Origin of the sequence: Promicromonospora sp. Marseille-Q5078 (assembly GCF_050315395.1) — a bacterium.
Lineage (GTDB): Bacteria > Actinomycetota > Actinomycetes > Actinomycetales > Cellulomonadaceae > Isoptericola.
In genome coordinates this window covers 1,942,687-1,960,295 of sequence record NZ_JBNPQG010000001.1, presented here as the reverse complement: position 1 = coordinate 1,960,295, position 17,609 = coordinate 1,942,687, and the positions used below count along the sequence as shown (strand labels likewise).

The window sequence follows — 17,609 nt, the reverse complement described above, 5'->3', positions numbered from 1 at the left end:
CCCGACACCCCTCGCTCGCGTCCCGGCGGCTGCGCGCCGCCTACAGCTCCGCCACGGCCGTGGCGAACGCCTCCCCCCGCTGCGCGTAGGAGGCGAACTGGTCCATCGATGCGCCGGCGGGAGCCAGCAGCACGGTGTCGCCCGGCTCGGCCAGGTCCCGTGCCGCCGCGACCGCGCGACGCATCACCGACCCAGTGTCGCCGGGATCGACCACGACGACGGGGATCTCGGGGGCGTGTCGGGCCAGCGCACCGCGGACCGGCTCCGGGTCGACGCCGATCACCACGGCGGCGCGCAGCCGGTCGGCGCGGTCGGCGACGAGCTCGTCGAACGACGCGCCCTTGGCGAGGCCGCCCGCCAGCCAGACGACGCTGCCGGCCGGGAACCCGGCGAGCGACGCCGCCGCGGCGTGGGCGTTCGTCGCCTTGGAGTCGTCCACCCACGCGACGCCGTCGAGCTCGCGCACCCGCGCGATCCGGTGCGCGCCGGGCCGGTAGGCCCGCAGGCCGTCCCGGACGGCGGCCGCGGGGACGCCGTGGGCGCGGGCGAGCGCGGCGGCCGCGAGGGCGTTCGCGACGACGTGCGCCGGCACGGCGGCGGCGGTGTCGGCGTCGGCGTCGGACGACCCGCGCGGCGCGAGGTGCGCCAGGTCGGCGAGCGTGCCCAGCTCGGCGGCCGTCCGCTGCCGGTCGCGCGCCTCCGGTGCCGCGTGGAACGCCCGGTCGACGAGCACGTCCTCCACGAGGCCGAGCTGCCCCGGGCCGGGGGCGCCCAGCGTGAACCCGACCGCCGCGGCGCCGTCCGCCACGTCGGCCTCGCGGACGAGCTGCTCGGTGCGCGGGTCGGCCGCGTTGTACACGCAGGCCACCTGCGCCCGGGCGAAGATGCGGCCCTTGTCGGCCGCGTAGGCCTCCAGCGAGCCGTGCCAGTCCAGGTGGTCGGCCGCCACGTTGAGCACGGCCGCCGCCTCGAACGACGTCGAGAGGGTGTGGTGCAGCTGGAAGCTGGACAGCTCCACCGCGAGGACGTCGAGCGCCGGGTCGCCGGCGGCCTGCACGACCGGGGTGCCGACGTTGCCGACCGCCGAGGTGCGCAGGCCCGCCGCGGCGAGGATCGACGCGAGCATCTCGACCGTCGTCGTCTTGCCGTTGGTCCCCGTGACGGCGAGCCACGGCGCGGGGCCGCGCCGGGCGCCGTCCGCCCCGGGGGCGCGGTCGACCCGCAGCCGCCAGGCGAGCTCGACCTCGCTCCAGACCGGGACGCCCGCGGCGCGGGCGGCGGTCAGCAGCGGCGTGCTCGGGGCCCAGCCCGGGGAGGCGACGACGAGGTCGGCCCCCGCGACGACCCGCTCGGCCACGCCGGGGTCGTCCGCGTCGCGCACGTCCGCGTCCTCGGCACGCCCGTCCACGGTCACGAGCGAGGCGGCCCGGCCCGCGAGCGCCTCGACGACGGCGCGGCCGCTCACGCCGAGCCCCGCCACGACGACGCACGCGCCGTCCGGCAGGGTCACGGTCACGTGGCCACCCACTCGGCGTAGAAGACGCCCATGCCGAGCGCGGCGAACAGGCCGGCGATGAGCCAGAACCGGATGACGATCGTGACCTCGCCCCACCCGGACAGCTCGAAGTGGTGGTGCAGCGGCGCCATCTTGAACACCCGTCTGCCGGTCATCTTGAAGAAGCCGATCTGGATGACGTCCGACATGACGATGATGACGAACAGCCCGCCGATGAGGGCGGCGAGGATCTCCGTGCGGGACAGGATCGAGATGCCGGCCAGCGCGCCGCCGAGGGCGAGGGAGCCGGTGTCGCCCATGAAGATCCTCGCGGGGCTGGCGTTCCACCACAGGAAGCCGATGCAGGCGCCCGCGATGGCGGCGGCGACGATGGCGAGGTCCTGCGGGTCGCGCACCTCGTAGCATCGCGGCCCGGCCGCGGCGATCCGCTGGCACGACTGGTTGAGCTGCCAGATGCAGACCAGCACGTACGCCCCGAAGACGATGATCGACACGCCGGTCGCCAGGCCGTCCAGGCCGTCCGTGAGGTTCACCGCGTTGGACCAGGCGGTGATGAGGAAGTTCGCCCAGATCACGAAGAGGATGAGCCCCACCGTCACGCCGGCGAACGCCAGGTCGAGGTTGGTGTCGCGCAGGAACGAGATCCGCGTGGACGCGGGCGTCCGGGCGTTGGCGTTGGGGAACTGCAGCGCGAGGACCGCGAAGCTGATCCCGACGAATCCCTGGCCGATGATCTTCGCCTTCGGCGTGAGCCCCAGCGACCGCTGCTTGCGGATCTTGGTGAAGTCGTCGAGGAAGCCGACCACGCCCAGGCCGGTCATGAGGTAGAGGCACAGCAGCGCCGACGCGCTCGGCGGCCGTCCCGCGACCAGCATGGACACCGCGACGCCGACCAGGGCCGCCGCGATGATGACGACCCCGCCCATCGTCGGCGTGCCGCGCTTGGTGAAGTGCGCCGTCGGCCCGTCCTGGCGCACGAACTGGCCGTAGTTCCGGTGGATCAGGAACCGGATGAACAGCGGCGTCCCGAAGAGCGCGACGAGCCCGGAGACGCCGGCCGAGACCAGGATCGCGATCACGGGGCGACCTCCGTCGCGGGGTCGCCGACAGCCGGCCCGCCGGCGGCGAGCTCGTCGCCGAGCTCCCACAGCCCGGAGCCGAGGGAGGACTTCACCAGGACGACGTCGCCCGGCTCGAGCGCCTCGGCGAGCACCGCGCGCGCGGCGTCGATGTCAGGCACGAAGACCGACTCCTCTCCCCAGGAACCCTCCTGCAGGGCCCCCTCGTGGATGTGGTACGCCCCGTCGCCGACGACGACGAGGAGCTTGACGTTCAATCGCACCACGAGGCGGCCGATCGCGTCGTGCGCCGCGCGCGAGCCGTCACCGAGCTCGAGCATCTCGCCCAGCACGGCGACCGACCGGCGCGTGCGGCCGGCCATCACGGCGAGCGCCCGCAGCGCGGCGCGCATGGAGTCGGGGTTCGCGTTGTACGCGTCGTCGACCACGGTGATCCCGTCGGGCCGCTCGGTCACGGCCATCCGGTGCGGGCTCACGGGCGTCGCGCGGGACAGCCCGGCGGCCACGTCGGCGGTCGTGCCGCCGAGGGCGAGGACGACGGCGGCCGCCGCGAGGGCGTTGCTCACGTGGTGGGCGCCGACCAGGCGCAGCGCGACGGTCGTCGCCTCCGGCGTGGGCGCCTCGCCGGAGAGGACCAGGGAGAACGTCGCCCGCCCGGACGGTTCGACCTCCACGTCCGCGGCGCGCACGTCGGCCGACGAGATGGTGCCGAACCGGGTCACGGTGTGCTCGGGCGTCGCGAGCGACACCATCGCGGCGACCCGCTGGTCGTCGGCGTTGAGCACGACCGTGCCGCCCGGCACCACGCCGGAGACCATCTCGGCCTTGGTGCGCGCGATCGCGTCGACCGACCCGAACTTGCCCACGTGGGCGACGCCCACGGCGAGCACGACGCCGACGTCGGGCGGCGCGATCCGCGTGAGGTAGGCGATGTTGCCGGGGCCGTCCGCGCCCATCTCCAGCACGAGGAACCGCGTGGCCTCGGTGACGCGCAGCACGGTGAGCGGCAGCCCGACCTCGTTGTTGAACGAGCCGGCGGGCACCACCAGGCCGTCGGCGGGCGCGACGCCCTCCGGCAGGAGGTCCACCAGGAGCTGCCCGAGCAGGTCCTTGGTGGTCGTCTTGCCGACCGAGCCGGTCACGGCGACGACGCGCAGGTCGCCCCGCTCCCGCACCCGGGCCAGGACGACGCGGGCGAGCTCGCCCAGCGCGGCCTGCACGTCGTCGACCACGACCGTCGGCACGCCGTCGAGCTCGCGCGCGGCCAGCACCAGCGCCGCGCCCGCGTCGACCGCGCCCCGGGCGAAGTCGTGCCCGTCGACCCGCTCGCCGGGCAGCGCGACGAACAGCGCGCCGGCCTCGACGCGGCGGGAGTCCACGACGACGGGCCCGGTCACGGGCGTGTCGGCAGCGGCGTGCAGCCGTCCCCCGGTCGCCTCGGCGACGTCGGCGGCGGTCAGCGCGATCATGCGGTCGTCCTCTCCTGCCGCCGCTGCAGCGCGCGGCGGGCCTCGTCCCGGTCGTCGAGCTCGATGTCCACGCCCGCGACCTCCTGGATGGTCTCGTGCCCGCGGCCGGCCACCAGGACCGTGTCGCCCCGGGCGGCGTCGAGCACGGCGGCCGCGATCGCGTCCGCGCGCGGCGCGACCTCGGTCACGACGACGTCGCGCCCGGCCTCGTGCGCCACGTCGCGGGCCGCCCGCGCGCCGTCGAGCACCGCCGCGCGCACCGCGGCCGGGTCCTCGCCGTGCGGGTCGTCGTCGGTCACGACCACGACGTCGGCGCCGGCGACGGCGGCCGCGCCCATGGCGGGCCGCTTGCCCTTGTCCCGGTCGCCGGTCGCGCCGAAGACGACGACCAGCCGACCCGTCGTCGTCGGGCGCAGCGCCGCGAGCGCGAGCTCAAGGGCCTCCGTGTTGTGGGCGAAGTCCACGACGACGCGCGGGTGCCCGTCCCCGCCCGCGCCGACGACCTCCATGCGGCCCGGCACGACGGCCGAGAGCCCGTCCGCCGCGGCGAGCGCCTCGGCGACGTCCTCGACGTGCGCCCCGCCCTCGAGCACCATCGCGACGGCGAGCGCCGCGTTCGCCACGTTGAACGCCCCCGGCAGCGAGGTGGAGGTGCGCAGGGACCGCCCGTCGGCGTGCGTGAGGGTGAAGGCGGAGCCCGTGCCGTGCGGCGCGACGTCCGTCACGGTCCAGTCCGCGGCGGTCCCGCCGCCGGGCTCGTCGTCGTGCGCGGCACGCGTGCGCAGCGTCGCGACCGGCACCTGGGCGGCCGCCGCCATCCGCTCGCCCCACACGTCGTCGACCACGACGACGCCGCGCCGCGCGTGCTCGGGCGTGAACAGGAGCGCCTTGGCGTCGAAGTACGACTGCAGGTCGCCGTGGAAGTCCAGGTGGTCCTGGCTGAGGTTGGTGAAGCCGACGACGCCGAACTCGATCCCGTCCACGCGGTGCATCGACAGCGAGTGCGACGAGACCTCCATCGCGAGCGTGCGCACCTCGGCCTCGCACATCGCCGCGAGCAGTGCCTGCAGGTCCGCCGCCTCGGGGGTGGTCAGCCGGCTCGGCAGCACCTGGTCGCCGGCGCGCATCTCGACGGTGCCGATCAGCCCGCCCGTCCAGCCCAGGGCGCGCAGCAGGTGGTCGACCTGGTAGGTGGTCGTGGTCTTGCCGTTGGTCCCGGTGACGCCGAACGTCATGAGGTGCTCGGCGGGCTCGCCGTAGACCCACGCCGCGACCGGCCCGAGGGCGGCGCGCGGCTCGGCGGCCACCAGCACGGGGACCGCGGGGTCGAGACGGCCGGGACCGGCGGCGAGCGTCGCGGCGCCGGCCGCGTCGGTGAGCACCGCGCGGGCGCCGCGCGCCACGGCGTCGGCGGCGAACCGGGCGCCGTGCGCGTGCGCCCCCGGGAGGGCGACGAACAGGTCGCCGTCGGCGACCACACGGTTGTCGGACGCGACCGAGGTGACGACGACGTCGGCGGGGACCTGCGGCCGGGCCCTGTCGTCGGGGCCCTCCGGCGTCGTCACCTCCAGCCCGAAGGTCAGGGCGAGGTCCCGCACCCGCCGGGGCGTCGTGCCCGCGGGCCGGATACGGGGAAGCGGGGATGTCACGGAGAAGAACCTACCGTCTGCGGGCTGCCGGCCCGGCACCGGACGTGCCCGGCATGACCACCGTCACGGCGGCCGTGAGCGCCCCGCGGGCCGGGCCGGCGGGGGCCTCGCGGGGTGCCCGGGACGGGCTCACGACGGGCTCACCACGGGCTCACCAGGTGAGCTCGTACGGGTCGGACGGCCTGGTGCTCGGCGGCACGTCCCTCTTCTGCAGCGTGTACCCCATGAGGTCGCTGAACACCGGCGCCGCGACCACGCCGCCGTAGATGGACGACTGCGGGCTGCGCAGGAACACGGACACCGTGTAGCGCGGGTCCTCCGCCGGCGCGACGCCGATGAACGAGGCCATGTAGGTGGTGCCGCCGCCGGGCAGCCACATCTGGGCGGTGCCCGTCTTGCCCGCCACGCGGTAGCCGGGGACGCGCGCGTTGGCGGCCGTCCCCTCCTCCCCCGTGACCGACTCCATCATCCGCATGAGCGAGTCCGCCGTCTTCTCCGACACCACGCGCGTCTTCCGGGGCGCCTCGGACGGCGTGAAGGCGCCGTCGGCGTCGCGCGTGCCCGCCACGAGGCTCGGCTCCACCCGGACGCCCCCGTTCGCGACCGTCGAGAACACCTGCGTGGCCTGCATGGCGTTCACGGCCACGCCCTGACCGAACAGGATCGTGTACGGGGTGCGGGCGTCGTTCGCGAAGCTCGTCCTCGACGGCAGGATGCCGGCCGACTCGCCGGGCAGCCCGAGCCCGGTGGGCTGCCCGAAGCCGAACTTCCCGAGGTAGTCGTAGCGGACCTGCTGGGGGATCTTCTCGCCGATCTGCACCGTGCCGGTGTTCGACGAGTGCGCCAGCACGCCCGCGAGGGTCAGGTGCTGCACGTCGTGCTCGTGCGAGTCCTTGAACGTCTCGCCGTTGGGCGTGGTGTACCGGTACGGCACGGTGAACTGGCTGTCCGGCGACCAGTAGCCCTCCTCGAGGGCGGCCGCCATGGTGATCACCTTGCCCGTCGAGCCGGGCTCGAAGACGTCCTTCACGGCCCGCGACCCGTTCGCCACCGCCGAGGTCGACCGGTCGTTCGGGTCGACGTCGCCGGAGTCCGCCACCGCGAGCACCGTGCCGTCCCGCACGTCCTGGACGACCGCCATGCCGTACGCGGACCCCGACTTCGACACCGCGTCGTCCAGCAGCTCTTCCGCCTTCCACTGGATGTCGGCGTCGATCGTCAGCTCGACGTCGCTGCCCGGCACCGCCGGCGTGGCGTCCTGCTCGGAGTTAGGGATCGCCACCCCGTCGCGCCCGCGCTCGAACGTGACCTTGCCGTCCGTGCCGGCCAGCACGTCCTCGTAGGCGCGCTCGAGCCCGCCCTGGCCCACCTGGTCCTGGTCGACGTACCCGACCAGCGTGCCCGCGACCACCCCCGACGGGTAGGTGCGGCGCGACGTGAGCTCGGTGCGGATGTACGCCTGCAGGTCCAGCTTGGCGATCGCCCGCTGCACCTCGGGCACCACGTTGCGGGCGAGGATCACGTACCGGTCGTCGCCGTTGAGCTTGGCCGCGAGCTCTGCGGGCTGCTCGTCGAGGATCGGCGCCAGGAGCTGCGCGATGCCGAGCGCCCCGTCCTGCACCGCCTTGCCGGTGGCCGCGTCCACGCGCTGCCCGCCCTGGAAGCTCTGGATCGCCAGCGTGTCGGCCGCGACCGTGTACCGGTCCACCGACGTCGCCAGGACGCGGCCGTTCGCGTCGACGATGTCGCCCCGGTGCGCGACCTCCACCGACTGCGTGGTCCGCTCCTGCTGCGCCTTGGCCGCCAGTGCCGGGCCCTGGAAGATCTGCACCTGCACCAGCCGACCGACGAACACCGTCAGGACGAGCGCGGCGACGACCATGATCCAGCGCTGCCGGCGTCCCGGGTCGCCCGGGCGCCGGCCGCCCGCCCGTCCGGTGCGCGGCCGGGGCGGGGAGCCGGAGCCGGCCGCGCCCCGGCCCGTCGCGCGGACGGCGGTCCCCGACCCGGACCTCGGCGCGGTCGTCCGGCCCGACGCCCGTCCTGCGGAACGCGGCGTCGTCCGGCTCGTCGTGCTGCTGGTGGTCCGGCTGGTCGTGGTCCGGCTGCTCGTGGTCCGGCTGGTCGTGGCGCGGCTGGTCGCGCCGCGCGCCGAGGAGCCGCGGCCCGACGACGTGCTGCGCCCGGCGCCGCCGGACGCGGGTCGGGAGGTGCTCACCCCCCGAGTCTGCGGTGCGCCGCCCCGCGTCGGACGCGGGGCGCCCTGGCGTGTCGCGCCACCGCCCGCCGACCCGCCCCGGCCGCCGGTGCTGCCGCTCGCGCCCGGAGGCGTCCGCCGCGCGCTCACGGCGTCCCCTGGTCGCCCTTCGCGTCGCTCTCGCCGATCCCGACCTTCGCGCGCTTCTCGACGCTGATCATCGTCGGGTCCTCGGCCGGGACCATGCCCAGCTTCGTGGCCCGCTCGGCCAGGGACGCCTCGGCCGCCCGCAGCTCCTCCTGGCTGGTCTGGACGTCCTGGGCCACCCGGCCGACCTCCGCCTGCAGCCGCGCGGACTCGTACGACCCGCGCGCCATCGACGTGTTGAGGAGCAGGGCCGCCAGGAGCGCCACGGCGAGGACGACCGCGCACAGCACGAGGAACGGCACGCCCGACGTCGCCTGCAGCGGGGCCCGGACGGCGTCGAGGCGACGCCCCCGGTCGCCCGCGCCGCCCGGCAGCGGGGTCAGCGGCGCGCGGCGCCCCGGGCCGGCGGGCCGGGTCCGGGGGGCGGCGGTGGCACGCAGAGCGCTCATCGGCGGTCCTCCTTGGTCGTGCGCGCGGTGGTCGTGCGCAGGTGGTCGGGGGTCGGGCGGACGCGGCGGGCGGCGCGCAGGCGGACCGACGCGGCCCGCGGGTTGCGCTCGAGCTCGGCCTCGTCGGCCTCCTCGGCGCCCCGCGTCAGGGCCTCGAGATAGGGCTTGTGCGTCTCGGGCTCGACGGGCAGGCCGGCCGGGGCGCTCGACGTCGTGCCCCGGGCCAGGGCCCGCTTGACGATGCGGTCCTCCAGCGACTGGTAGGCCTCGACGACGATCCGGCCGTCGGTGGCCAGGGCCTCGATCGCGGCCGGGACCGCGCGCTCGAGCACCTCGAGCTCGCCGTTCACCTCGATCCGCAGCGCCTGGAACGTCCGCTTGGACGGGTTGCCGCCCGTGCGCCGCGCTGCCGCGGGGATGGACGCGCGCACGAGGTCGGCCAGCTCGCCGGTCCGCTCCCACGGGCTCTCGTCGCGACGGCGCACGATCGCCCGCGCGATGCGCGGCGCGAACCGCTCCTCGCCGTACTCGCGCAGCACCCTGGTCAGGGCGCGCTCGTCGTAGGTGTTCAGCACGTCGGCGGCGGTGTCGCCGCTCGTCTGGTCCATCCGCATGTCGAGCGGGGCGTCCTGCGCGTAGGCGAACCCGCGGCCGGCCTCGTCGAGCTGGAGCGAGGACACCCCCAGGTCCATGAGGACGCCCTGGACGCCGTCCAGCCCGAGGTCCGCGACCACGTCACCGATCTCGTCGTACACGGCGTGCACCGGCGTGAACCGCTCGCCGAAGCGTGCGAGCCGCCGGGCGGCGAGCCGCAGCGCCTGGGTGTCGCGGTCGATGCCCACCACGCGGGCCGTCGGCACCTGCTCCAGCACGGCCTCGGTGTGCCCGCCCATGCCGAGCGTGCAGTCGACCAGCACGCTGCCCGGCTCCGCGAGCGCCGGCGCGAGGAGGTCGACGCACCGCTGCAGCAGCACGGGCAGGTGGCGGTCGCCCGTGGGTCGCGCGTCGTCCGGTGTGCTCATCGGTGGCCCTCCTCTCGCAGATCGTGCGTGTCGTGCGTGCCGTCCTGGTGCTCGGGGCCCCGCCCGGCCAGGTCTCCCTCCGCGTCGTTCTGGCGCCGGGGAAGTGCGCCAGACCCTCGCGGGAGGAGGCCTCGTCGTGCGGGGCCCGTACGGCGCCGTGGGTGGCGCCGGTGCTGCTGTGCGGTTGTGCGTGCGGTGGACGTCGGTGCTCAGAACTGCAGGTCGGGGAAGATCTGCTCGGACGTCTCGGAGTACGACGACTCCTGCTCGGCCAGGTAGGTCTCCCAGGTGGTCCGGTCCCACACCTCGACGCGGGTGCCGGCGCCGATCACGGCGACGTCCCGGTCGAGACCGGCGTACGTGCGCAGGGCGGACGGGATGACGACCCGACCCTGCTTGTCCGGCAGCTCGTCGCCCGCACCCGACAGGAACACGCGCAGGTAGTCGCGTGCCTGCCGGCTGGTCACGGGCGCCTGCCGGACCTGCTCGTACATGCGGCCGAACTCGTCCATGGGGAGGAGGAAGAGGCAGCGCTCCTGCCCCCTCGTCATGACGAGGCCGGGAGCGAGTCGGGCACGGAACTTCGCGGGGAGGATGAGCCGGCCCTTCTCGTCGAGCTTGGGGGTGTAGGTGCCCAGCAGCAGCCCGGCCCCCGGAAACGTGTCGTCCAGACCCGCCACGGCTCGCACCTCCCCTCGCGCTCCCGCATGCTCCACGCTACTCCACTTTCCTCCACCGGGCGCGGCAAAAGGTGGGCAGTTCTCCCCATCTCACCCGCCCGACGGACGTCCTCGCAGGTCAGGTGCAACGGAGCGCGGTGGAGCGCCGGGCGGGGCACTCGTCCCACCCGGCGCGGGCTCGGGGTACCAGGTCGCCCCGGAGCCGCCCCCGGCGGTCCGCGAGGGCGCGGCCACGGGGCGGGGACGCGCGCCGTGGAGCGATGTGGAGCGGGTGATCGTCGTCACGTCGGGCCGGGATTCCACTAGGCTGCGAGAACCGTCACGAGCACGTGAACCGGAGGTCACCCGTGCACCCAGAACCCGTCTCCCCCACGCTCGCCGACGCACGCACGGAGACGGAGGAGATCGGGACGCTCGACGAGCTCGTCGCCGCCACCGCGCGCGTGCGGGGAGCGGTCGACTCGGTCGTCTCGGGACGCCACGGGCTCGCGGAGGTGACCGTCGCCGTCCTGCTCGCAGAAGGTCATCTGCTGATCGAGGACGTCCCCGGTGTCGGCAAGACCACCCTCGCCAAGGCCCTCGCCCGCAGCATCGACTGCCGCGTGGGGCGCATCCAGTTCACGCCCGACCTCCTGCCGAGCGACCTCACCGGGGTGAACATCTTCCGCACGGCCACCCACGACTTCGAGTTCCGCCCCGGGCCCGTGTTCAACAACGTCGTGATCGGCGACGAGATCAACCGCGCCTCCCCCAAGACGCAGTCCGCTCTGCTCGAGTGCATGGAGGAGGGCCAGACCACGATCGACGGCACCACCCACTCGCTCCCGCGGCCGTTCCTCGTCGTCGCGACGCAGAACCCGGTCGAGATGGAGGGCACGTATCCGCTGCCCGAGGCCCAGCGCGACCGCTTCATGGCACGCCTGACGGTCGGGTACCCCGACACCGAGGCCGAGCTGCAGATGCTCGACCGGCAGGAGACCGCGGACCCGCTCGCCCACCTGTCGCCCGTCGCGACCGGCGACGACATGGTCCGCTACGCCCGGCTCGTCCGGGCGGTCTACGCCGCGCCGGCCGTCAAGCAGTACGTGCTCGACCTCGTCGGCGCGACCCGCGGGCACGACGGCCTGCGGCTCGGTGCGTCACCGCGCGCGTCGCTCCAGCTCCTGCGCGCCGCCAAGGCCTCCGCCGCGATGTCGGGCCGCGAGCACGTGCTGCCGGACGACGTCCAGACGCTCGCGGTCCCCGTCCTCGCGCACCGGCTCATCCTCAACACCGAGTCGCGGCTCGGCGGGGTGACGGCCGAGGGCGTGATCGAGGAGATCGTCCAGCGCACCCCCGTACCGGGTGGCCGCGTCTCGCCGGCTCCCCTGCCCGCCGGGTCGTTCGCGCGGCCCGCGCGCGGCTGACAGGGGAGCCTGCCATGAGCGGCACGGCGGGCGAGGCCGCCGCCGACCGTCCCGTCGCGGGCCGGGCCGAGGACGGGGACCGGCGCGCGACGCCGAGCCCCGGGCACGGGGACGCCACGCACCCGACCCTGCGCCGCATCGCCCGGGTCCGTCCCACGCGCCGCGGGCTCGCGCTCCTGCTGGCGGGGGCGGCGCTCGTCACGGCCGGGGCGCTGCTCGAGCTGCCCGACGTCGTCGGCCTCGGCGCCGCCGCCGTCCTCGCCGTCCTCCTCGCGTGGGCCCTCATGGGGGTGCAGCGCCTCGACGCCGGCCGCGGGGCGCTCGTCGTGACGCGCGACCTCACCCCGAACCCGGTGGTGCGCGACCAGACCGCCGCCGTCCGACTCGTCGTCGGCGCCCGGGCCCGCACCGGCGCGGCCTACGAACGGCTCGCGCGCCTGCGCCTGTCCGAGCAGGCCGCGCACGAGCTGGCCGGTCCGCACGGCATCCGCGCGCGCGTCACCGCTCACGCCGACCGCATCGCCGTCTCCTATGCGCTCACCCCGTCGCGGCGCGGGCGCTGGGCGCTCGGCCCGCTGCTCACCACTCGCACCGACGCCTTCGGGCTGGTCCGCACGACACAGCCCCTCGGGGCGGCGACCCGCGTCGCCGTGTGGCCGCGCGCCGTCGAGCTCCCCACGCGCACCCGGGTGCTCGGCGAGGTCGACCGGGCGGCCACCGGCGCCCGGCTCGCGTCGACGGACGACTCGGTGCTGCGCGAGTACGTCGCGGGCGACGACCCGCGCCGGGTGCACTGGGCAGGCTCCGCGCGCCAGGGCCGCCTCATGGTCCGCGCGGACGAGAGCGCGGGCGTCCGCCCCGTGACCGTGCTGCTCGACCGCTCCCTCCTGCCGTCACCGCCGGACCCCCGCACCGGGGTCTGGCCCACCTCGCGCGGCGTGCAGTCGCACGCGGAGGGCGAGGTCGCGGTGGAGCTCGCGGCGTCGATCGCCGTCTCGTTCCTCGACGCCGGGCACCCGGCACGGCTCGTGCCCACCGGCGCCGGGCCCGCCCCCGTGCCCTTCGCCGCGGGCGTCCGCACCGGTCGCGGCGTCGTCCTCGACTCGACGGTCGACCTGCACGGGCACCGGGGGGTCGCGGACGCGGAGCGGGCCACCCTCCAGACCGTCCGTTCGCTGCGCACGACGCGCACCCAGGACGAGGTCACGGTGGCGGTGCTGGGCCCGCAGACCGACGCCACCCTGCGGGAGATCGCCGAGCTGGGCGTCGAGGGCACCTGCTGGGCGCTCGTCGTCGCGGCCGACGCCCCCGGCGCACGGGACGCCGACGCGGCAGGCCGCGGGGAGCGCACCGTGGCCGAGCTCCGGGCGGCGGGCTGGCGGGTCGCGACCTGCCGGCCCGGGACGCCGCCCGACCGCGCCTGGGCCCTGCTCGCCGAGGGGGCCGCGTGATCCCCGCCCACGCGGGCCCGACCGCCCGCACGATCGCGTCCGGTGTCCTCGTCGCGGTGGCCGTCGCCGCGTCCATGCTGTCCCTCACCAGCATCGTGGTGCCGGGCGGCTGGACGCGGGCCGGTCTCGTCGGCATCGTCCTCGTGAGCGCGACGACGGTCGTCGCCCGCGTGACGATCGAGCGGCGGGCGCGCGCCCGGAGCCGGACCGCCCGGGAGACGGGATCGGCCTGGCCCACCGTCCTCGGGGGCGTCGTCGCCGCGTGGTTCGTGCTCGCACGGTTCGGCGGGCCGACCGCCGACCCGACGCTCGTCGTGACGCCCGAGCACGTCTCACGGGTCGTGGCCCGCCTCGGCGAGGCCGGCGAGATCGCGCGCTCCGAGGTGGCTCCCGTGAGCGGCAGCGTCCCCATCGGCCTGCTCGCCGTGGGCGGCACCCTCCTCGTCCTCCTCCTCGCCGACGTCCTCGCCGGCGCGCTGCGCCGCCCCGCCGCCGTCGGCCTCCCGCTCCTGGCGCTGTGGGCGCCGCCGCTGGTGCTCACCGGACGGGTGCCGTGGGGCGTGTTCGTGGTGACGGTCACCGCCCTGCTGCTCCTGCTCACCCTCGACGGCCCGCTCGTCGCGCGGGCCCGACGGCAGGAGCGCAGCCCGGCGCCGGTCCGGCGGGCCGAGCGCTCCCGCGCGGTCGCCACGACGGCGGCGGCCGCCGTCCTCGCGATCGCCGCCGGCCTGGTCGGGAGCGCCTCGAGCGCCCTGCCCGGCGGGCCCGCCGGCTGGTACCGGGCGTTCACCACGACCGGCGACACGATCCGGCTCTCCGAGGACCTCGACATCCTGCGCAGCCTCACGGAGCGCTCGGGGTCGGTCGTCCTCTCCTACGACACCGGGACCGACACCGACGCCGGCCCCCTGCGCAGCTACACGGCCACCGCCTTCGACGGGCGCCGCTGGCAGCGCGGCGAGGAGCGCGGCGGGCGGGAGTTCGCCGCCGGGGACGTCCTGTGGCCCGAGGACCCGCCGTCCGCGAGCGGCGTCCGCACCGTCGCCGTGGACGTCGGCGAGCTGCGGGACGACAAGCTGCCCCTCACCATCGACCCGCGGCAGGTGGCGACGGGCGGGAGCGCCGGCCAGTGGGGCTACGACCCCGCCCGCGACGAGGTCGTGGGCGGCCTGACGAGCGCCGGCGACTCCTACACCTTGACCGTCCACGAGCGAGACCTCGACCCGGACTCGCTCCGCGACGCGCCCGCGGCCGACCTCGACGCGGTGTACACGCAGCTCCCCGAGACCGCACACGCCGACGACGTCGAGCAGGCCGCGCGGGACGTGGTGGACGACGCCGACACCGCCTACGACCAGGCCGTCGCACTGCAGCGCTGGTTGCGCGACCCGACCCGCTTCACGTACTCCACCACCATCCCCCGCGGCGGCACGGGCGACCCCGTCTGGGACTTCCTGCAGCACCGCACCGGGTACTGCATCCAGTTCGCGACGACGATGGTCGTGATGGCGCGGTCCCTCGACATCCCCGCCCGGCTCGCCGTCGGATACCTCCCCGGCGACCGCACCGGGGACACCAGCTGGCAGATCACCGGGCAGGACTCGCACGCGTGGCCGGAGATCTACTTCGCCGGCACGGGTTGGGTGCGGTTCGAGCCCACGCCGGCGCAGCAGACCGGGAGTGCGCCCGTGTACACGATGCCGCAGGCCCAGGGCGGCGCCGCGGCGGTCCCGACCGCGGACGAGCTCCGCGGCCGGCGGCCCACCGCGGGCAGCACCCCGACCGACGACCCCTCGCCCACCGCCTCCACGTCGGTGTCGGTGACCCCCGTCGTCGACACCGGGCTGCCCGCGTGGGTGTGGATCACGTGCGGCACCCTCGTCGTCGTCCTCGCCGGCGGGCTCGTGCTGCTGCTGGCGCGCCGCCGCAGGGCGGCGCAGGAGCTGGACCCCGAGCTCGCGTGGCAGCAGGTGCTCGCCGCCCTGGCGTCGGAGGGGGTGCGGCTGCCTCCCGCCACGACGCTCCGCCGTGCCCCGGAGGCCATCGCCTCGGCCGTGACCACCCGGACCGGGCACGACTTGCCCGCGGAGGTGGTCGAGGACCTGACGACGCTGGCGGGGGCCGCCGAGTCGAGCCGGTACGCACGCGAGCCCCGCGTCCCCGAGCCCGGGGAGCTGGAACGGCTCACCGGAGCGGTGACGGCGGGGCTCGGCGAGAGCCTCGGGGCGCGCTGACGGGCACCGCGCGGGCTAGAGCGAAGGTTCGAACAGAAAGGTCGCGCGCGCCACGTCGGACGTGGCGCGCGCGGTCGTGCGTGGTGCGTGAGCTCTCAGCGGCCCTGGTCGCGTCGCCGCTCCCAGCGCTCCTCGAGCCGGGCCAGGAAGCCTTCCTTCTTCGCCGCCGCAGCGGCGGGAGGGCGCGTGCTGGCCCCACCAGGGCGGGACCGGTCAGGGTTGGCGGTCGGGTCGACCGTGCCGTCCGGGCGGACGACACCGGTGGGACCAGACTTGCGAGGGGCGGCGAAGGCGTAGGCCACGCCGGCGAACATGAGGACGAACCCCACCACGCCGACCCATGCCTGCGACGTCGCGGCACCGACCACGAGCAGCAGCAGCCCCGCGACGACTCCGACGCCGGCCAGGACATAACGCAGGGGCGACCGGCGGCGCGCCTGCTGCAGCGTGTTGGCCAGACGGGGGTCGTCGCTGCTCAGCGCGCGCTCCATCTGCTCCAGCACTCGCTGCTCGTACTCGGACAGTGGCATCGAGTCCCCCCGGGTCTCGCGGTGGAACGGTTACGGACTCAGGATATGCCTGCGCCGCCCGCCATGGTAGTCGGCGGGGGTGAACCTGGACGGCGCCCCGAGTCCGCACCCAGGTTGATCGCCGATCTCCCGAACCGTTCGCGGACCGCGTCGAGCGCCAGCTCGGCCTCGCGACGCGCCTCCTGGCGCGGATCCATCGACTCCTCCAGCGTCACCTGCTCGGCAAGACCGGTCCTGACCTGCAGGTTCTCGCCCCGCACCCCGACCAGGCGGACCGGCAGCCCGCGCAGGTCCGCCGCCGCCAGCAGGTCGCGCGCCACGAGATAGATCTCGCGCGCCACGTCGGTCGGCCCCGCGAGCGTGCGCGACCTGGTCAGCGTGCGGAAGTCGCTGGTCCGCACCTTGATCGCCACCGTGCGGGCGACGACCCCCTGGTGACGCATCCGCGCGGCGACCCGGTCGGCGAGCTCCAGCACCCGCTGCTCCACCGCTCGCAGGTCGTACAGGTCGCGCTCGAACGTCGTCTCGGCACCGACGCTCCGCTCCTCGCGCCCCGGGACGACGGGCCGCGGGTCCCGGCCCCACGCCAGGTCGTACAGGTGCGCACCGGACACGGAGCCCACCGCCGCCTGGAGCGTCGGCACGTCGGTGTCGGCGAGCTCGGCCACCGTGGTGATGCCCCACCGCGCGAGCGCGGCCTCCGTCTTCTCCCCCACGCCCCAGAGGGCCCCGACCGGCAGGGTGCGCAGGAACGGCACCGTGGCGTCCGCCGGCACGAGCAGCATTCCGTCCGGCTTCGCGTGCGTCGAGGCGAGCTTGGCCACGAACTTGTTCCGCGCGACGCCGACCGAGCACGTGATCCCGTGCTCGGCGTGGACCTGCTCGCGCAGCAGCGCCCCGATCGTCGTCGGGGAGCCGAGCCGACGGCGCGCGCCGCTCACGTCGAGGAACGCCTCGTCGACCGAGATCCGCTCCACCAGCGGCGTCACCGCGGAGAGGATCTCCATGACCGACTCGGACACGTCGTGGTACAGGTGATGGTCGGGCGGCACCACGACCGCCTGCGGGCACAGGCGCAGCGCCGCCGCCATCGACATCGCCGAGCGGACGCCGAACGCCCGGGCCTCGTAGGTCGCCGCGAGCACGACCCCGCGCTCCCGGCCGCCCACGATCACCGGGCGCCCGCGCAGCTCAGGTCGGCGCACGAGCTCGCAGGACGCGAAGAAGGCATCCATGTCGACGTGGAGCACGGAGGTGCCCGACTCGTCCGAGCCCCAGTCGCGGAACGCGCCGGTGGCCCGCGGGCCTCGGCTCATGACGCCGCCGGCGCCACGACGAGCGGGCGGGCGAACCCTGCGCGCGGGTCGACCAGCAGGCCCACCTCGTCCCGGAAGTCCTCGGCGCACGCGACCAGCTCCGCGGCGCGGCGGGCGTCGACCTCGGGCTCCAGGCCCGCCTCGACGGCCGCACGCACCCGCGCGCCGGACGCGAAGTACCCTGACCAGGCGGCGAGGTCCGGTTCCACGAGCGCCAGCATGTCCCACACCGAGCGCGCCCGCGTCCGTGCCGACGGGCGCCCGCGCAGCGCGACGACCGCGGCCGCCGACCGGAGCGCGGCCAGGTGGGCGTGCACGAAACGGTCGGCAGGGTCGGCCGCGGTCGCGGCGGCCGCGAGCTCCGCGTCCGACCGGTCCAGCAACCGGGTCACCTCGGGGCTCGGGGGCAGCACGCCCGCGCCGGTGGAGCCATGACCACCCGTCCTGGCAGATCTCGTGCGAGC

14 protein-coding genes are annotated in these 17,609 nt (G+C 75.7%); 3 read left to right on the top strand and 11 right to left on the bottom strand.

Translation table 11 applies throughout. The features are described from left to right. Positions 1–40: 40 nt before the first annotated feature. From murD to mraZ, 8 genes are all read right to left on the bottom strand, one after another. Entirely contained in the window at positions 41–1,516 is a 1,476-nt protein-coding gene (gene murD, locus ACQFYA_RS09055; protein WP_499123244.1) for a UDP-N-acetylmuramoyl-L-alanine--D-glutamate ligase, read from the bottom strand. After that, the gene (gene mraY / locus ACQFYA_RS09050) at positions 1,513–2,595 is read right to left on the bottom strand and encodes a phospho-N-acetylmuramoyl-pentapeptide-transferase (RefSeq protein ID WP_499123241.1); all 1,083 of its coding nucleotides are present in this window, start codon (positions 2,593–2,595) and stop codon (positions 1,513–1,515) included. The genes murD and mraY overlap by 4 nt, the downstream gene beginning before the upstream one ends. Continuing rightward, positions 2,592–4,064, bottom strand: coding sequence for a UDP-N-acetylmuramoyl-tripeptide--D-alanyl-D-alanine ligase (locus tag ACQFYA_RS09045; RefSeq protein WP_499123240.1), 1,473 nt, complete (start codon positions 4,062–4,064; stop codon positions 2,592–2,594). The genes mraY and ACQFYA_RS09045 overlap by 4 nt, the downstream gene beginning before the upstream one ends. Then, positions 4,061–5,713 carry a UDP-N-acetylmuramoyl-L-alanyl-D-glutamate--2,6-diaminopimelate ligase gene (locus ACQFYA_RS09040; RefSeq protein WP_499123237.1) on the bottom strand — a complete coding sequence of 551 codons (1,653 nt, stop codon included), beginning with the start codon at positions 5,711–5,713 and terminating at the stop codon, positions 4,061–4,063. Before ACQFYA_RS09040 ends, ACQFYA_RS09045 begins: the two co-directional genes overlap by 4 nt. A gap of 151 nt (positions 5,714–5,864) precedes the next feature. Beyond that, the gene (locus ACQFYA_RS09035) at positions 5,865–7,931 is read right to left on the bottom strand and encodes a peptidoglycan D,D-transpeptidase FtsI family protein (protein WP_499123235.1); all 2,067 of its coding nucleotides are present in this window, start codon (positions 7,929–7,931) and stop codon (positions 5,865–5,867) included. Positions 7,932–8,056: 125 nt separating this feature from the next. Continuing rightward, positions 8,057–8,506, bottom strand: coding sequence for a cell division protein FtsL (ftsL, locus tag ACQFYA_RS09030; RefSeq protein WP_499123234.1), 450 nt, complete (start codon positions 8,504–8,506; stop codon positions 8,057–8,059). Further along, positions 8,503–9,528: a 16S rRNA (cytosine(1402)-N(4))-methyltransferase RsmH gene (gene rsmH, locus ACQFYA_RS09025; RefSeq protein ID WP_499123232.1), complete on the bottom strand. Its 1,026-nt coding sequence runs from the start codon at positions 9,526–9,528 to the stop codon at positions 8,503–8,505. Before rsmH ends, ftsL begins: the two co-directional genes overlap by 4 nt. A 209-nt stretch (positions 9,529–9,737) precedes the next feature. Further along, the gene (mraZ, locus tag ACQFYA_RS09020; protein WP_499127486.1) at positions 9,738–10,172 is read right to left on the bottom strand and encodes a division/cell wall cluster transcriptional repressor MraZ; all 435 of its coding nucleotides are present in this window, start codon (positions 10,170–10,172) and stop codon (positions 9,738–9,740) included. 383 nt (positions 10,173–10,555) lie between these two features. On the opposite strand from mraZ, the gene ACQFYA_RS09015 reads away from it, so the two are divergent. The 3 genes from ACQFYA_RS09015 to ACQFYA_RS09005 are packed head-to-tail and all read left to right on the top strand — an operon-like array spanning position 10,556 to position 15,299. Continuing rightward, positions 10,556–11,614 carry an AAA family ATPase gene (locus ACQFYA_RS09015; protein WP_499123229.1) on the top strand — a complete coding sequence of 353 codons (1,059 nt, stop codon included), beginning with the start codon at positions 10,556–10,558 and terminating at the stop codon, positions 11,612–11,614. A 14-nt stretch (positions 11,615–11,628) separates the two neighbouring features. Beyond that, positions 11,629–13,065 (top strand): DUF58 domain-containing protein, encoded by a 1,437-nt coding sequence (locus ACQFYA_RS09010; RefSeq protein ID WP_499123228.1) that lies wholly within the window; start codon positions 11,629–11,631, stop codon positions 13,063–13,065. After that, positions 13,062–15,299, top strand: coding sequence for a transglutaminase TgpA family protein (locus tag ACQFYA_RS09005; RefSeq protein ID WP_499123225.1), 2,238 nt, complete (start codon positions 13,062–13,064; stop codon positions 15,297–15,299). Before ACQFYA_RS09010 ends, ACQFYA_RS09005 begins: the two co-directional genes overlap by 4 nt. Before the next feature lie 95 nt (positions 15,300–15,394). On the opposite strand, the gene ACQFYA_RS09000 is transcribed toward ACQFYA_RS09005, so the two are convergent. Genes ACQFYA_RS09000 through ACQFYA_RS08990 form a run of 3 tightly spaced genes read right to left on the bottom strand, consistent with a single transcriptional unit; the run spans position 15,395 to position 17,558 of the window. Then, complete coding sequence (locus ACQFYA_RS09000; protein WP_499123223.1) at positions 15,395–15,829, bottom strand: SCO2097 family morphological protein; 435 nt, start codon at positions 15,827–15,829, stop codon at positions 15,395–15,397. 38 nt (positions 15,830–15,867) lie between these two features. Continuing rightward, on the bottom strand, positions 15,868–17,145 hold the full coding sequence (locus tag ACQFYA_RS08995; RefSeq protein WP_499123221.1) for a DNA polymerase IV: 1,278 nt from the start codon (positions 17,143–17,145) through the stop codon (positions 15,868–15,870). Then, positions 17,142–17,558: an SAV_6107 family HEPN domain-containing protein gene (locus ACQFYA_RS08990; RefSeq protein WP_499123219.1), complete on the bottom strand. Its 417-nt coding sequence runs from the start codon at positions 17,556–17,558 to the stop codon at positions 17,142–17,144. The genes ACQFYA_RS08995 and ACQFYA_RS08990 overlap by 4 nt, the downstream gene beginning before the upstream one ends. Between the last annotated feature and the right edge of the window lie 51 nt (positions 17,559–17,609).

What these genes read in the sequence shown, in the direction of transcription:
- ACQFYA_RS09045 (WP_499123240.1), bottom strand. Translation starts at nt 4,064, where the DNA reads ATGATCGCGCTGACCGCCGCCGACGTCGCCGAGGCGACCGGGGGACGG.
- ftsL (WP_499123234.1), bottom strand. Translation starts at nt 8,506, where the DNA reads ATGAGCGCTCTGCGTGCCACCGCCGCCCCCCGGACCCGGCCCGCCGGC.
- rsmH (WP_499123232.1), bottom strand. Translation starts at nt 9,528, where the DNA reads ATGAGCACACCGGACGACGCGCGACCCACGGGCGACCGCCACCTGCCC.
- ACQFYA_RS09010 (WP_499123228.1), top strand. Translation starts at nt 11,629, where the DNA reads ATGAGCGGCACGGCGGGCGAGGCCGCCGCCGACCGTCCCGTCGCGGGC.
- ACQFYA_RS09000 (WP_499123223.1), bottom strand. Translation starts at nt 15,829, where the DNA reads ATGCCACTGTCCGAGTACGAGCAGCGAGTGCTGGAGCAGATGGAGCGC.
- ACQFYA_RS08995 (WP_499123221.1), bottom strand. Translation starts at nt 17,145, where the DNA reads ATGAGCCGAGGCCCGCGGGCCACCGGCGCGTTCCGCGACTGGGGCTCG.